Annotated in this window: 17 protein-coding genes and 1 riboswitch; of the genes, 5 read left to right on the top strand and 12 right to left on the bottom strand. The window is 71.9% G+C overall.

Annotation, left to right across the window (positions count from 1 at the left end):
* Positions 1-25 precede the first annotated feature (25 nt).
* Positions 26-382 carry a hypothetical protein gene (locus ETU37_RS12700; RefSeq protein ID WP_129987707.1) on the top strand — a complete coding sequence of 119 codons (357 nt, stop codon included), beginning with the start codon at positions 26-28 and terminating at the stop codon, positions 380-382.
* Positions 383-509: 127 nt separating this feature from the next.
* Here ETU37_RS12700 and ETU37_RS12695 read toward each other — a convergent pair whose 3' ends face one another.
* The 10 genes from ETU37_RS12695 to ETU37_RS12650 all read right to left on the bottom strand — a co-directional run bounded on the left by ETU37_RS12695 (position 510) and on the right by ETU37_RS12650 (position 8,382).
* Positions 510-992: a GNAT family N-acetyltransferase gene (locus tag ETU37_RS12695; RefSeq protein ID WP_206053914.1), complete on the bottom strand. Its 483-nt coding sequence runs from the start codon at positions 990-992 to the stop codon at positions 510-512.
* A 94-nt stretch (positions 993-1,086) separates the two neighbouring features.
* On the bottom strand, positions 1,087-1,749 hold the full coding sequence (locus ETU37_RS12690; RefSeq protein ID WP_129987706.1) for an acVLRF1 family peptidyl-tRNA hydrolase: 663 nt from the start codon (positions 1,747-1,749) through the stop codon (positions 1,087-1,089).
* A 23-nt stretch (positions 1,750-1,772) separates the two neighbouring features.
* The gene (locus ETU37_RS12685; RefSeq protein ID WP_129987705.1) at positions 1,773-2,147 is read right to left on the bottom strand and encodes a metal-sulfur cluster assembly factor; all 375 of its coding nucleotides are present in this window, start codon (positions 2,145-2,147) and stop codon (positions 1,773-1,775) included.
* A complete protein-coding gene (gene sufU / locus ETU37_RS12680) occupies positions 2,144-2,614 on the bottom strand; it encodes a Fe-S cluster assembly sulfur transfer protein SufU (RefSeq protein ID WP_129987704.1) in 471 nt (156 codons plus the stop codon). The genes ETU37_RS12685 and sufU overlap by 4 nt, the downstream gene beginning before the upstream one ends.
* Positions 2,615-3,895, bottom strand: coding sequence for a SufS family cysteine desulfurase (locus ETU37_RS12675; protein ID WP_276319688.1), 1,281 nt, complete (start codon positions 3,893-3,895; stop codon positions 2,615-2,617).
* Positions 3,896-3,902: 7 nt separating this feature from the next.
* Entirely contained in the window at positions 3,903-4,655 is a 753-nt protein-coding gene (sufC, locus tag ETU37_RS12670) for a Fe-S cluster assembly ATPase SufC (RefSeq protein ID WP_129987702.1), read from the bottom strand.
* Positions 4,652-4,987: a non-heme iron oxygenase ferredoxin subunit gene (locus tag ETU37_RS12665; RefSeq protein ID WP_129987701.1), complete on the bottom strand. Its 336-nt coding sequence runs from the start codon at positions 4,985-4,987 to the stop codon at positions 4,652-4,654. Before ETU37_RS12665 ends, sufC begins: the two co-directional genes overlap by 4 nt.
* Positions 4,984-6,165: a Fe-S cluster assembly protein SufD gene (sufD, locus tag ETU37_RS12660; RefSeq protein WP_206053913.1), complete on the bottom strand. Its 1,182-nt coding sequence runs from the start codon at positions 6,163-6,165 to the stop codon at positions 4,984-4,986. Before sufD ends, ETU37_RS12665 begins: the two co-directional genes overlap by 4 nt.
* Before the next feature lie 101 nt (positions 6,166-6,266).
* Positions 6,267-7,667: a Fe-S cluster assembly protein SufB gene (gene sufB / locus ETU37_RS12655; RefSeq protein WP_129987924.1), complete on the bottom strand. Its 1,401-nt coding sequence runs from the start codon at positions 7,665-7,667 to the stop codon at positions 6,267-6,269.
* 25 nt (positions 7,668-7,692) lie between these two features.
* Positions 7,693-8,382 carry a helix-turn-helix transcriptional regulator gene (locus ETU37_RS12650; RefSeq protein WP_129987700.1) on the bottom strand — a complete coding sequence of 230 codons (690 nt, stop codon included), beginning with the start codon at positions 8,380-8,382 and terminating at the stop codon, positions 7,693-7,695.
* A gap of 142 nt (positions 8,383-8,524) precedes the next feature.
* Between ETU37_RS12650 and ETU37_RS12645 the strand changes: the two genes are divergently transcribed.
* From ETU37_RS12645 to ETU37_RS12635, 3 genes are read left to right on the top strand one after another with little or no spacing between them, the layout of a single operon-like run.
* A complete protein-coding gene (locus ETU37_RS12645) occupies positions 8,525-9,484 on the top strand; it encodes an ABC transporter ATP-binding protein (RefSeq protein ID WP_240755703.1) in 960 nt (319 codons plus the stop codon).
* Positions 9,481-10,269: an ABC transporter permease gene (locus tag ETU37_RS12640; RefSeq protein ID WP_338068613.1), complete on the top strand. Its 789-nt coding sequence runs from the start codon at positions 9,481-9,483 to the stop codon at positions 10,267-10,269. The genes ETU37_RS12645 and ETU37_RS12640 overlap by 4 nt, the downstream gene beginning before the upstream one ends.
* Positions 10,270-10,271: 2 nt before the next feature.
* Positions 10,272-11,186 carry a COX15/CtaA family protein gene (locus tag ETU37_RS12635; protein WP_240755702.1) on the top strand — a complete coding sequence of 305 codons (915 nt, stop codon included), beginning with the start codon at positions 10,272-10,274 and terminating at the stop codon, positions 11,184-11,186.
* Positions 11,187-11,311: 125 nt separating this feature from the next.
* On the opposite strand, the gene ETU37_RS12630 is transcribed toward ETU37_RS12635, so the two are convergent.
* Complete coding sequence (locus ETU37_RS12630) at positions 11,312-12,220, bottom strand: AraC family transcriptional regulator (protein ID WP_129987698.1); 909 nt, start codon at positions 12,218-12,220, stop codon at positions 11,312-11,314.
* Between the two features lie 39 nt (positions 12,221-12,259).
* Positions 12,260-12,859, bottom strand: coding sequence for a G/U mismatch-specific DNA glycosylase (gene mug / locus ETU37_RS12625; protein WP_206053912.1), 600 nt, complete (start codon positions 12,857-12,859; stop codon positions 12,260-12,262).
* Positions 12,860-12,905: 46 nt separating this feature from the next.
* Positions 12,906-12,969: riboswitch (guanidine-III (ykkC-III) riboswitch) on the top strand.
* 11 nt (positions 12,970-12,980) lie between these two features.
* Here mug and ETU37_RS12620 point away from each other — a divergent pair.
* On the top strand, positions 12,981-13,295 hold the full coding sequence (locus ETU37_RS12620) for a DMT family transporter (protein WP_129987696.1): 315 nt from the start codon (positions 12,981-12,983) through the stop codon (positions 13,293-13,295).
* Positions 13,296-13,539 lie beyond the last annotated feature (244 nt).

The raw sequence follows: 13,539 nt of genomic DNA, 5'->3' as shown, positions 1-13,539 counted from the left end.
GGGGCGCGAGCGGGCACCAGGAGGCATGGCGAAGTACGAGGTCAACCCCGACGCCGTCGCCCACGCGCGCAAGCTGATCCGGGCGAGGCAGTACGTCCTCGACAGCGACTGGGGCGCCGTCCAGCCCGCGGCCGACGCCCAGAACGCCTACCTCGAGCGGCACTCGTGGGAGGAGTACGCCGCCTGGCACCTCGGCCTCACCGTCGGCGCGAAGGACCGGACGAAGGGCCGCTGCGCCTTCGTGTACGGCGACCTGCGGCGCGTCCACCGCACCGGCCTGATCGCCTGCGTGTACCGCGCGTCCGAGTGGCGGCACAAGCAGGTCGAGCTCGCCGCGCACGACTTGCTGCAGGAGCTCGACGAGGTCGCCGGGATCCGCTAGTCGTGGCCCCACTCCTCGAACGCCGGCGTCACGCCGTAGAAGCGCTCCGGCGGGACGCCCGCGTCGCGGGGCGGCCAAAAGCGCCGTGCCGTCCTGGTCCGGTGGCGGGTGCTGTTGCCGGCGGTGATCACCGGGCGTCGGGCGACAGGTCGAGTGTCATGAACGTGCTGTTGCGGCTCGGGTTGTAGTCGCCGAACGGCTCGCACGCGACGAACCCGGCTCGCGCGTACATCCGCCGGGCCGGCGCGAACGCCTCCATCGACCCGGTCTCGAGGCTCACCCGCTCCAGCCCGAGCGCGCGGGCCTCGTCGAGCAGCCGCCGCACCAGCGCGGCGCCGACGCCGCTCCCCCGCGACGCGGCCAGCGTGTGCATGGACTTCAGCTCACCGTGCGTCGGGTCCAGGACCTTCAGCGCACCGACCCCGAGCAGCACGCCGTCACGCCGGGCCGCGAGGAACGTGATGCTCGGGTCCCGAAGGCCGTCGAGGTCCAGCGCGTGCACGTCCTCCGGCGGGCTGTGCTCGGCCGCGAACGACAGGTGACCCTCCAGCAGCGCCACCACGTCCGGATCCCCCGGGTCGGTCACCACCATCTCGAGCTCGCTCGCCACGGAGGAAACCTAGTGGCTGCCCGCCCCCGACGGACCGACAGGCCACTCGGCGCGCGACACACCCGCAGACCCGGTGGGAAACTGGCCTCTCGCGCTAGCCCAGGGTGATCTGCACCGACCGGGCGGTGGCGATGGCGTCGTCGAGGACGGACCGGCGGGGATCGGGTACCGGCAGCCACGGGTCGACGATCACGTCGCGCCACGTTGCGAGCCGCCGGTCGTCGAGCACGGCGTCGACCGCCTGGCGGTCCCCACCCACGACCAGGGCGCGAGAGGCCACATTCCCACCGTGCTGGTCGGTGTGTCGTGCGTGATGTGGCCCCTCACCGAGGATGCGTGCGGCGTGGTCGGCGGCGGCCTCGTAGGCCTGGCGGGCCTGGTTGTCCCGGCGTCGCGCGAACCGCTGCTGGGACTGGCCGCCGGCCTTGGTGCGGCCCTGGACGTGCCGCTGCCCGACCTTGGACGCGACGACGTGGTCGGTCGTGTCGAGCAGCGCGACGGCGAAGCCGCCCTTGCGCACGAGCAGGACTCCCCAGGTCAGCGGCGCCGCGGCCGCGTCGGCGACGACAGCCGGGTCGGGCGCCCCGTCGTACCGCCTCCCGAACGGCAGCACGGCCGACGCGGACTCGCCGTCGTCGGCCGTGAGCAGCAACCTGCCGTCCACCACGTCGAGCGTGGTCGGGCCGTGCCGGGTGGTGAAGTTGTCGCACCAGCGCGCGAGCCGTTCGGGCGGCACCGCGACGGTGCGCGTGGACATGCGCCGGCTCGGGGTCGGGACGGTCAGACGTTGAACCCGAGCGCGCGGAGCTGCTCGCGGCCGTCGTCGGTGATCTTGTCCGGGCCCCACGGCGGCATCCAGACCCAGTTGATCGCGACGTCGTTGACCAGGCCCTCGAGCGCCTGCTCGGTCTGGTCGGTGATCACGTCGGTCAGCGGGCAGGCCGCCGAGGTCAGCGTCATGTCGAGCACGACGTTGGCCCCCTCGTCGAGGTGCACGTCGTAGACGAGGCCGAGGTCGACGACGTTGATGCCGAGCTCGGGGTCGACGACGTCCTTCATCGCCTCGGTGACGTCCTCGACGGTCGTCGTGGTGCCGCCGCCGGTGGTGTCGACCTCGGGCAGGTCGGCGTGCGGGTCGGTCTGGGCGTCGGTCATCGGTGCGCCTCCTTGTCGTCCGTCGCGACCGCCTGCGCGGTCGCGTCCTTCCACGCCATCCACGAGAGCAGGGCGCACTTCACGCGGGCCGGGAACTTGGCGACGCCCGCGAAGGCGATGCCGTCCTCCAGCCGGTCCTCGTCGGGCTCGACGGTGCCGCGGCCCTGCATGAGGGTCAGGAACTCCTCGTGCAGCGACGCCGCCTCCGCCACGGTCCTGCCGATGACCAGGTCGGTCATCACCGAGGCCGAGGCCTGGCTGATCGAGCACCCCTCCGCGGCGTACGACACGTCCTCGACGACGGCCTCGGCGCCGTCGCCGGACAGGTGGACGCGGAGCGTCACCTCGTCGCCGCACGTGGGGTTCACGTGGTGCACCTCCGCCTCGTAGGGCTCGCGGAGCCCTGCGTGGTGGGGGTTCTTGTAGTGGTCCAGGATGATCTCCTGGTACAGGGTGTCGAGGTCCACTCAGCCCACCTTGAAGTAGTGCTTGGTGTACTCCAGGCCCTCGACCAGCGCGTCGATCTCGGCCGGCTTCGTGTAGAGGTACGACGACATCCGGGTCGAGCTCTGCACGCCGAAGCGCTTGTGCGCCGGCTTCGCGCAGTGGTGCCCCGCGCGCACGGCCACGCCGCGCGAGTCGAGCACCTGGGCCACGTCGTGCGGGTGCACGCCGTCGAGCTCGAACGAGATCGCCCCGCCGCGCAGCGCCGCGTCGGTCGGGCCGAGGATCGTGAGCCCCGAGACCGAGCCGAGCCCGGCCAGGGCGTAGCCGGTGATCGCCTCCTCGTGGGCGCGGACGGCGTCCATGCCCACGGCGGCGAGGTAGTCGACCGCCGCGCCGAGACCCACGGCCTCGACGATCGGCGGGGTGCCGGCCTCGAACTTGTGCGGGATCGGGGCGTACGTCGACTTCTCCATCGACACGGTCGCGATCATCTCGCCGCCCCCGAGGAACGGCGGCAGCTGCTCCAGCAGCGAGCCGCGGCCCCACAGCACGCCGATCCCGGTCGGGCCGGTGACCTTGTGGCCGGTGAACGCCAGGAAGTCCGGGCGCTCGACGTCGTCCATCGCGGCCAGGTCGACCGGCATCTGCGGCACCGCCTGGGCGGCGTCGACCACGACCACGGCGCCGACCTCGTGGGCGCGGCGCGCGATCGCGGCGATCGGGTTGACCGTGCCGAGGGCGTTGGACACCCAGGTGAGCGACACGATCTTCGTCCGCTCGGTGATCAGCTGGTCGAGCCGCGAGAGGTCGAGCAGGCCGTCGTCGGTGACGGAGAACCAGCGCAGCGTCGCGCCGGTGCGCTCGGTGAGCAGCTGCCACGGCACGATGTTGGAGTGGTGCTCCATCTCGGTGATGACGACCTCGTCGCCGGCACCGAGCTGCAGGTCACCGCGCGCCCACGCGAACGTGTTGGCGACGAGGTTGAGCGCCTCGGAGGCGTTCTTGGTGAAGATCACCTCGTCGCGCGACGGGGCACCGATGAACGCCGCGACCATGTCGCGCGCGCCCTCGAACGCCGCCGTCGACTCCGCGCCCAGCTGGTGCATGGCGCGCGCGACGTTGGCGTTGTGCCGCTCGAGGTGGTCGACCATCGCGTCGATCACCACCTGCGGCTTCTGCGAGGTGTTGGCGCTGTCGAGGTAGACCAGCGCCTTCCCGTCGGCCAGCGTGCGCGACAGGATCGGGAAGTCCGCGCGGATGAGGTCGAGCCCGGGCAACAGCCCCGACAGCCCGGCGGCCACCTGCGAATCAGGCGTTGACGTAACGCTCATAGCCCTCGGCCTCCAGCTGCTCGGCGAGCTCCGGGCCGCCCTCCTCGGCGATCCTTCCGTCGACGAAGACGTGCACGAAGTCCGGCTTGATGTAGCGCAGGATGCGCGTGTAGTGCGTGATCAGGAGGACGCCGCGGTCGCCCTGCTCGACGTACCGGTTGACGCCCTCGGACACGATCTTCAGCGCGTCGATGTCGAGACCGGAGTCGGTCTCGTCGAGCACCGCGACCTTGGGGTTCAGCAGCTCGAGCTGCACGATCTCGTGGCGCTTCTTCTCGCCACCGGAGAAGCCCTCGTTGACCGAGCGCTGCGAGAACGACGCGTCGAGCTTCATCTGCTCCATCGCGCCGTTGACGTCCTTGACCCAGGTGCGCAGCTTCGGCGCCTCGCCGTCGATGGCGGTCTTGGCGGTGCGCAGGAAGTTGGCGACCGAGACGCCGGGGACCTCGACGGGATACTGCATCGCGAGGAACAGGCCGGCACGGGCGCGCTCGTCGACGGTCATCGCGAGGACGTCGGCGCCGTCGAGGGTGACGGTGCCGCCGGTGACCTGGTACTTCGGGTGACCGGCGATGGAGTACGCCAGGGTCGACTTGCCCGAGCCGTTGGGGCCCATGATCGCGTGGGTCTCGCCGCCCCGGATGGTGAGGTCGACGCCCTTGAGGATCTCCTTCGGTCCGTCCTCGGTGTCGACGCTGACCTGGAGGTTCTTGATCTCGAGGGTGCTCATGAAGGGGTTACTCCGTTCAGGGGGGTCTCGGTGTCGACGTACACGTCCTGTCCGCGTACCTCGATGGGGAAGGTCGCGACCGGCTCGGTCGCGGGAAGTCCGGTGGGCTTGCCGGTGCGCAGGTCGAAGCGCGAGCCGTGCAGCCAGCACTCGACCGTGCAGTCCTCGACGTCGCCCTCGGAGAGCGCGATCGCCGCGTGCGAGCAGAGGTCCTGGATCGCGAAGAACTCGTCGCCGTCGCGGGCGATCGCGAGCTCGAGCGGGCCGGCGAGGACCCCCAGCGGGGTGTCCGCCGGGACCTCGCTGACCGAGCAGACGCGTTCGAAGGTCACAGCGCGACGTCCTTCAGGACGTTCTTGGCCAGCTCGGTCTCGACCGTCGCCATCAGCTTCTGCTCGAGGGCCGGGATGCCGATCTTGCGGATCAGGTCGTTGAAGAAGCCGTGCACGACGAGGCGCTGGGCCTCCTCCTCCGGCACGCCGCGCGAGCGCAGGTAGAACAGCTGCTCGTCGTCGAACCGCGCGGTCGCCGACGCGTGACCGGCGCCCGCGATCTCGCCGGTCTCGATCTCCAGGTTGGGGATCGAGTCGGCCTGGCAGCCGTCGGTGAGGACGAGGTTGCGGTTCTCCTCGTAGGTGTCGATGCCCTCGGCGACCTTGCGGATCAGCACGTTGCCGACCCAGACCGTGTGCGCCTTGTCGCCCTGGAGCGCGCCCTTGTAGGTGACGCGGCTCTTCGTGCGCGGCGCGTCGTGGTCGACGAACAGGCGGTGCTCGAGGTGCTGGCCCTCGTCGGCGAAGTACAGGCCGAGCAGCTCGGCCTCGCCGCCGGGACCGGAGTACGACGCGTTGGCGTTGACCCGCACGACGGAGCCGCCGAACGAGATCATCACGTGCTTGAAGCGTGCGTCGCGGCCGACGAGCGCCTCGTGGGTGCCGACGTGGACCGCGTCGTCGTCCCAGTCCTGCACGGAGACGACCGTGACGTCGGCACCGTCGCCGACGACGACCTCGAGGTTACCGGCGTGGACGCCGGAGCCGCGGTGGTCGAGCACGAAGGTGAACGTGGAGTGTGCGCCGGCCTCGACGACGTAGTGCGCGTTGCTGCGCCGGCCGGCGGCCCCGGTGACGGTCAGGCCGAGCGGTTCGTCAAGAATCGTGTCGGCCGGCACCTTCACGTGGAGGGCGTCGGCGGTGTTGCTCGACGCCACCGCGGAGGCGCGGTCGTCGGGCACCAGCGCGCGGCCGCGCGGGGCCTGGCCGACGGCGAGCGTGCCGGGGAAGAACTCCTCCGGACCGGTCGTCTCGTAGGTCGCGGCACCCTCGTCGGTCGGCGCGTCGTCGAGCGCACCGGCGAGGCGCTTGAGCGGGGTGAACCGCCAGATCTCCTCGCGCCCGGTGGGCATCGGGTGGTCGGCGAGGTCGAAGGAGGACACCGGGTGCAGGTGGGACTGCACCGGAGCTACTTCGAGGGCGGACTCCACGCTCTCGCGGGCGTCGGTCAGGGTCACTTCTCAGCGTCACTTTCTCTCGGGTCGGGGGGTCGCGACGGGTGGTTCCTGAGCTTGTCGAAGGGTTCGACCGCCCGAGTGGGCAGGGCAGCGGGCAGGCGTCAGCCGACCGCGCCCTCCATCTGCAGCTCGATCAGGCGGTTCAGCTCGAGGGCGTACTCCATCGGGAGCTCCTTGGCGATCGGCTCGATGAAGCCGCGCACGATCATCGCCATCGCCTCGTCCTGCTCCATGCCGCGCGACATGAGGTAGAAGAGCTGGTCGTCGGAGACCTTGGAGACCGACGCCTCGTGACCCATCGACACGTCGTCCTCGCGGATGTCGACGTAGGGGTAGGTGTCGGACCGGCTGATCTGGTCGACCAGCAGCGCGTCGCACAGCACGTTGGACTTCGAGCCGTGCGCGCCCTCGTTGACCTGGATCAGGCCGCGGTACGACGTACGCCCACCGCCGCGGGCCACCGACTTCGACAGGATCGAGGACGAGGTGTGCGGCGCGGCGTGCACCATCTTGGCGCCGGCGTCCTGGTGCTGGCCCTCGCCGGCGAACGCGATCGACAGCGTCTCGCCCTTGGCGTGCTCGCCCATGAGGTAGACGGCGGGGTACTTCATCGTCACCTTGGAGCCGATGTTGCCGTCGACCCACTCCATCGTCGCGCCGGCCTCGCAGGTCGCGCGCTTGGTGACGAGGTTGTAGACGTTGTTCGACCAGTTCTGGATGGTCGTGTAGCGGCAGCGGCCGCCCTTCTTCACGACGATCTCCACGACCGCGGAGTGCAGCGAGTCGGAGGAGTAGATCGGGGCGGTGCAGCCCTCGACGTAGTGCACGTAGGCGTCCTCGTCGACGATGATCAGCGTGCGCTCGAACTGGCCCATGTTCTCGGTGTTGATCCGGAAGTAGGCCTGCAGCGGGATGTCCACGTGGACGCCCTTGGGCACGTAGATGAACGAGCCGCCGGACCACACCGAGGTGTTGAGCGCGGCGAACTTGTTGTCGCCGACCGGGATGACGGTGCCGAAGTACTCCTTGAAGAGCTCCTCGTGCTCCTTCAGCGCGGTGTCGGTGTCGACGAAGATGACGCCCTGCTCCTCCAGGTCCTCGCGGATCTGGTGGTAGACGACCTCGGACTCGTACTGCGCGGCGACGCCGGCGACGAGGCGCTGCTTCTCCGCCTCGGGGATGCCGAGCCTGTCGTAGGTGTTCTTGATGTCCTCGGGCAGGTCGTCCCAGGACGCGGCCTGCTTCTCGGTGGACCGGACGAAGTACTTGATGTTGTCGAAGTCGATCGCGTCGAGCTCCGCGCCCCAGGTCGGCATCGGCTTGCGGTCGAAGAGCTTGAGGCCCTTCAGGCGCAGGTCGAGCATCCACTGCGGCTCGCTCTTCTTGCCCGAGATGTCGCGCACAACCGCCTCGTTGAGACCGCGCTGGGCGATGGAGCCGGCGTCGTCCTTGTCGGCCCAGCCGTACTCGTATCGGCCGAGGCCGGCGAGCTCGGGGTTCATCTGCTCGATGGTGGTCACAGTCAGCTCAACCTCTCGTAGCGGAGACAGTGCTCGTGCGGGTGCGGGGCACTTCGGGGATGCAGGTGGTGCAGACGCCGTCGCCGTGGGCGATGGTCGCAAGGCGCTGGACGTGGCGGCCGAGCACCTTGCTGAAGAACTCGGTCTCGGCCTCGCACAGCTGCGGGAACTCGTGGGCGACGTGCGAGACCGGGCAGTGCTGCTGGCACAGCTGCTGCCCGACCGGGCTCTCGCGCACCGACGCGGCGTAGCCGCTCTGGGTGAGCGCCTCGGCCAGCGCGACGGCCGGCTCGACGTCGGGGCGAGCGGCCAGGATCTCGTCGTAGCGGGACTCCAGCGTCTCGATCCGCCGGCGAGCGAACGCGAGGACCGCGTCGTCGCCGCCGGTCTCCGACAGGAACCGCAGCGCCTGGACGGCCAGGTCGTCGTACTGCTGGTCGAACCGGTCCCGGCCCACCTCGGTCAGCGCGAAGAGCTTCGCCGGGCGGCCCCGGCCCCGGGCGCCGTACACCCGTGGCTCGCGCGGCTCGACGACGCCCTCGTCGGTCAGGTGGTCGAGGTGCCGGCGCACGGCGGCAGGCGTGAGGTCCAGCCGCTCCGCGAGGACGGCGGCCGTGCTGGGCCCGAGCTCGAGGATCGACCGGGCCACGCGCTCCCGGGTGGGAGCGTCGCCGGGGGCGTTGCTCTCGAATTCCACAACAACATTGTGTCGTTAATGGTGGGTCGGCTTCAAATAAGGTCCACCTAACCTGTCCGCCTGCCCCGCGGGCCGCGTGACCCGTCCCACAGCAGACCCCGGTCGCGCCCGCCGCGGCCGGCGCCTTCCTACACTCTCCCCCGTGCCTACGACCCCTGCCGCGCCGGCCCCGTCCGGGGCTGCCGTCGTGGTCGAGGGTCTCCGAATGGCGTACGGCGACACCGTCGCCGTCGACGGCCTCGACCTGACCGTCGAGCGCGGCACCATCACCGCCGTCCTGGGCCCCAACGGGGCCGGCAAGACAACGACGCTCGAGACCTGCGAGGGGTACCGCCGCCCGCAGGCCGGCACGGTCCGCGTGCTGGGCCTCGACCCGCAGGCCGACCGGACCGCGCTGCTGCCCCGGATCGGCGTGATGCTGCAGAGCGGCGGCGCCTGGTCCGGCGTTCGCGCGGTCGAGATGCTCCGGCACGTCGCGTCCCTGCACGCGCACCCGCTCGACGTCGGCCTGCTGGTCGACCGGCTCGGCCTCGACGAGTGCGGCCGGACGCCGTACCGGCGGCTCTCGGGCGGCCAGCAGCAGCGCCTCGGCCTCGCGATGGCGGTCGTCGGCCGTCCGGAGCTGGTGTTCGTCGACGAGCCGACGGCCGGGATGGACCCGCAGCTGCGGCGCGCGACGTGGCAGCTGCTCGAGGAGATGCGCGGCGACGGCGTGACCGTCGTGCTGACCACGCACTACATGGACGAGGCCGAGCGGCTCGCCGACACCGTGCACGTCATCGACCACGGCCGGCTGATCGCGAGCGGGACGCCGTTCGAGCTGACCCGCGGCACCGGGAACAGCACGATCCGGCTGGTCGTGACCGAGCCGTTCCCGCCCGGCGCGCCCGCCTCGCTGCAGGCGACGCTGGGCCCGGACACCGACGTCCGCCCGGTCAACGCCCAGAGCCTGCTGATCACGGGACCGGCCGACGCGAGCACGCTCGCGAAGGTGTCCGCGTGGTGCGAGCAGCACGGGGTGCTGCCGGAGTCCCTGACGCTCGGGCAGCGCACCCTGGAGGACGTGTTCCTCCAGATCACCGGTCGGGAGCTGGCGTCGTGACCGCCCCGGTGAGCAGCGGCACCTTCACCCCGCGCCCTGGTGCCGCGCCGTACCCGCGGATGGTCACCGCGCAAGCGCGCATGGAGACCAAGCTCCTGCTCCGCAACGGCGAGCAGCTGCTGCTGGCCGTGGTCATCCCGCTGATCGTGCTGATCGGCGGCCTGCTCGCGAGCCGCCGCTTCGACCTCGGGATCGAGGGTCACCCCATCGACCTGCTCGTCCCGGGCGTGCTCGCGCTGGCGGTGATGTCGACGAGCTTCACGTCGCTGGCGATCGCGACCGGCTTCGAGCGCCGGTACGGCGTGCTGAAGCGGCTGGGCTCGTCGCCGCTGCCGCGGTCCGGCCTGCTGCTCGGCAAGGTCGGCGCCCTGCTCGTCGTCGAGCTGCTCCAGCTCGTCGTCCTCGGCGGCACCGGGCTGCTGCTCGGCTGGCAGCCGAACCTCACCGCCGCCGGGGTGGTCGGCGCCCTGCTGGTCGCCCTGCTCGGCACCGCGGCGTTCGCCTCGCTCGGACTGCTGCTCGCGGGCACGCTCCGGGCCGAGGCCACGCTCGCCGCCGCCAACCTCGTCTACCTCTTGCTGCTCGCCGGCGGTGCCGTCGTGCTGCCCGCGTCCGCCTACGGCGGCGCCGGCGGCTCCCTGGCCTGGCTGCCGTCGGGAGCGCTCGGCGAGGGGCTGCGCACCGCCTTCATCGACGGCGCCCTCCCCGTCCGCGACCTCCTCGTGCTGGCGGCGTGGGCCGTCGCCGGCACCCTCCTCACCGCCCGCACCTTCCGATGGGAGTGACCGTGACCTCCAGCCCTGCCGCGAACCGGTGGCTGCGCCCGGCCGCGATCGCGAGCGTCCTCGGCAACATCGCGATCGTGCTCACCGGCGGCGTCGTCCGGCTGACCGGCTCCGGTCTCGGCTGCCCGACCTGGCCGCGCTGCACCGACGAGTCGTTCGTGCCGCACGGCGCGCTCGGGATCCACGGCGCGATCGAGTTCGGCAACCGGATGGTCACCTTCCTGCTGGCCGCGATCGCCGTCGCGACGTTCCTCGTCGCGCTGCGCTCGGGGCGCTCGTCGCTCGTGAAGCTGTCGGTCGTGCTCGGCCTCGGCGTCCCTGCCCAGGCCGTGATCGGCGGGATCACCGTGCTGACCGACCTCAACCCGTGGATCGTCGCGTTCCACCTGCTGGTGTCGCTGGCGATGATCGCCGTGGCCGTGACGCTCCTGCGCCGCGTCGACGAGGGGGACGGCCCCGCCGTACCCACGGTGCCGCCGGCGATCACGCACCTGGCCCGGCTCACCTTCGTCGTCGGCTGGGCGGTGCTGTACCTCGGCACCGTGGTGACCGGCAGCGGCCCGCACGCCGGCGACCTGTCGTCCCCGCGCAACGGGCTCGACCCGCGCAGCGTGAGCCAGCTGCACACCGACGCGGTGTTCCTGCTGCTCGGCCTGACCGTAGCGCTGGTGTTCGCGCTCCGGGCCGTCTCGGCCCCGCAGCGCGCACAGCGGGCCGCGGTCCTGCTGCTGGCCGTGGAGCTGGCCCAGGGCCTGGTCGGGTTCGTGCAGTACTTCACCGACCTCCCGATCGTGCTGGTCGCGTTCCACCTGCTGGGGGCCGCGCTGACGTCGGCCGGGCTGGCCTGGGTGCTGGTCAACCTGCGCGAGCGGCGTGCCGTCGCCGAGCCCGCGGCGGAACCCGCGCTCCGGGCGTGACGGAGCCGGGCATGACAAGACGGGCCTTCATCGGCACCCCCGTGGCTCCGATGACGGCCCGTCTACTTTTCCTAGACGCGTCGTCTCCGGGAAAGGTTGCAAAAGGAGTCAAGTTGATTTCTTGACTACTTTCCGGACGTCTCGGGCGGCCCGTCCGTGGGCTCGACCGGCAGCCACAGCGCCGCCGTGCCCCGGGTGCCGTCCGGGTCCAGCCGGGTGCTCAGCAGCTCCGGCCCGGGCCGGGTCCGGTAGGGATGGGACGGGAACCACTCGACGTACGCGTCGCGCCACAGGTGCTGGAACGCCTCCGGCACCGGCCCCTCCCCCTCGAACACCACCCAGGTCCCGGCCGGCACCTCCAGCCGTTCGACGCCGGGCACCCCGTCGGGAGCCTCCGCGCCGGTGACGACGGCCTGCCAGTAGTCGAGCTCCGAGCCCTCGGCCCGGTCGTCCGCGATGCCGTCGCTGACGCTCACCAGGCCGGCCGGCTCCTGGTCGGCGAGCGCCTCGACGCGGGCGCGGGCGGCGGGGTCGAGACCCCGGACGAACTCCATGATCGCGGCGTTGGGCCCTTCGTGGACCAGGGGCACGCGTGCCCTGAACCCCACGAGCCCGAACGCCGGCTTCTCCACGATGCGGTACCGCATGCTGCTGCTTCCCTCCACGACGAGACGGAAGGAGATGGGTGGCTGCGAGACGAGCGCCGCTCCCTCGCGGCGGGCCTCCCCCGGCCCGACGCCGTGCACCGCCCGGAACGCCCGCGCGAAGCCCTCGCCGGACTCGTAGCCGTAGCGCACCGCGATGTCGAGCAACGTCTCGTCGCCGCCGACGACCGCGGGGCCGGCGAGCGTCATCCGCCGGCGGCGCACGTACTCCGACAGCGGCATCCCGGCGAGCGCCGAGAACATCCGCCGGAAGTGGTACTCCGACGTCGCCGCGACCCGGGCCAGCTCGCGGGGGTCGACGTCGCCGTCGCGGGCCACCTCCAGGTGGGCCTCGACGTACGCCATCGCCTCGTTGAACCGGTCCAGCACCCCGTCATCCTCCCGTCGTTGGACCTGACGCTTCCGACGCTAGGAGCCGGGAGCGGTCGCGGACCCGACGCCTCCTGCCCGATCCGGTCGGACGACGCCGGCGGCCTCGCCGAGGCGGTGGAACTCGCCCGCGAGAGCTGTGGCCGACCAGTGGGCGTTGAGCCCCGACGGGTTGGGCAGCACCCAGAGCCGGGTCGGTCCCCAGGTGACGGCCTGCTCCCCCACCTGGGCGGTCCGGTCGCCGAAGGCAGCGCGATACGCCGTCACGCCGAGCACCGCGAGCCAGGCGGGCGCGTGCCGCTCGACCTTGGCCCGGAGGGCGGCGCCGCCGTCGACATACTCCTGCCTGGTCAGCTCGTCGGCGCGCGCGCTCGCCCGCGGCACGACGTTGGTGAGTCCGAGGCCGAGCGGGAGCAGCTCGGCCTGCTCCGCGGGGTCCAGCCGCCGCGGGGTGAGCCCGGCGTCGTGCAGGGCCGGCCAGAACCGGTTGCCCGGCCGGGCGAAGTGGTGGCCGGTCGCCGCGGACCAGAGGCCGGGGTTGATGCCGCAGAAGACGATCCGCAGGCCGGGGCCGAGCAGGTCCGGCAGCACCCGGTCGCGCGCCGCCTCGAGGTCGTCCTTGCTCGGGCGGCTCACCACGGGGACGAGCCTAGGCCGACCGCGTGGCCGGTGTGAGAGCCTGGGGGCAGAGCCCCGACGGGCTCCCGGACGAGCGGTGCCGTACCCGGCTTGCGACAAGACGGCGCCAAGGAGACATCCGATGTCGTGGCTCGTGCTGGTCCTCTCCGGTGTCCTCGAGTCGGTCTGGGCGGTCGCGCTCGGCCGCTCCGAGGGCTTCACCAGGCTCGGACCCAGCCTCACCTTCCTGGTCGCCTGCGCGGCCTCCATGGCCGGCCTCGCGTACGCCATGCGCACGCTGCCGACGGGCACGTCGTACGCCGTGTGGGTCGGCATCGGTGCCGCCCTCACGGTCACGTGGTCGATGGCCACGGGCGACGAGGCGGGCTCGGCGCTGAAGGTGCTGCTGGTGCTCGGGATCGTCGGCTGTGTCGTGGGCCTGAAGCTGCTGCACTGACCGCGCCGTGGCGTACCGTCGGCGCACCCGGGCAGTCCGGGGAGGGGACGGGGAGGCGCCGTGGCGGCGTACGAGAGCAGGCTGAGCATCGGGTACGACGAGCCAGCCACCGGTGGCGGCGGCGAGGCCGAGGACGAACGGCTGCGGTTCTCCGACGTCGCCAAGCTCGCGCGCCGTGCGCAGCGGCGGGTGGTCGCGACGGCGCGCGCCGACGACCGAGAGACGTTCCGGCGGCTGTTCGCCG

The organism is Nocardioides iriomotensis (assembly GCF_004168035.1).
GTDB lineage: Bacteria > Actinomycetota > Actinomycetes > Propionibacteriales > Nocardioidaceae > Nocardioides_B > Nocardioides_B iriomotensis.
The sequence above is the reverse complement of the archived record's forward strand: the minus strand, read 5'-3'. Positions and strand labels throughout refer to the sequence as shown.

Coding starts and splice junctions, on each gene's coding strand:
- ETU37_RS12700 (WP_129987707.1), top strand. CDS start 26: ATGGCGAAGTACGAGGTCAACCCCGACGCCGTCGCCCACGCGCGCAAG.
- ETU37_RS12690 (WP_129987706.1), bottom strand. CDS start 1,749: ATGTCCACGCGCACCGTCGCGGTGCCGCCCGAACGGCTCGCGCGCTGG.
- ETU37_RS12685 (WP_129987705.1), bottom strand. CDS start 2,147: ATGACCGACGCCCAGACCGACCCGCACGCCGACCTGCCCGAGGTCGAC.
- sufC (WP_129987702.1), bottom strand. CDS start 4,655: ATGAGCACCCTCGAGATCAAGAACCTCCAGGTCAGCGTCGACACCGAG.
- sufB (WP_129987924.1), bottom strand. CDS start 7,667: ATGAACCCCGAGCTCGCCGGCCTCGGCCGATACGAGTACGGCTGGGCC.
- ETU37_RS12620 (WP_129987696.1), top strand. CDS start 12,981: ATGTCGTGGCTCGTGCTGGTCCTCTCCGGTGTCCTCGAGTCGGTCTGG.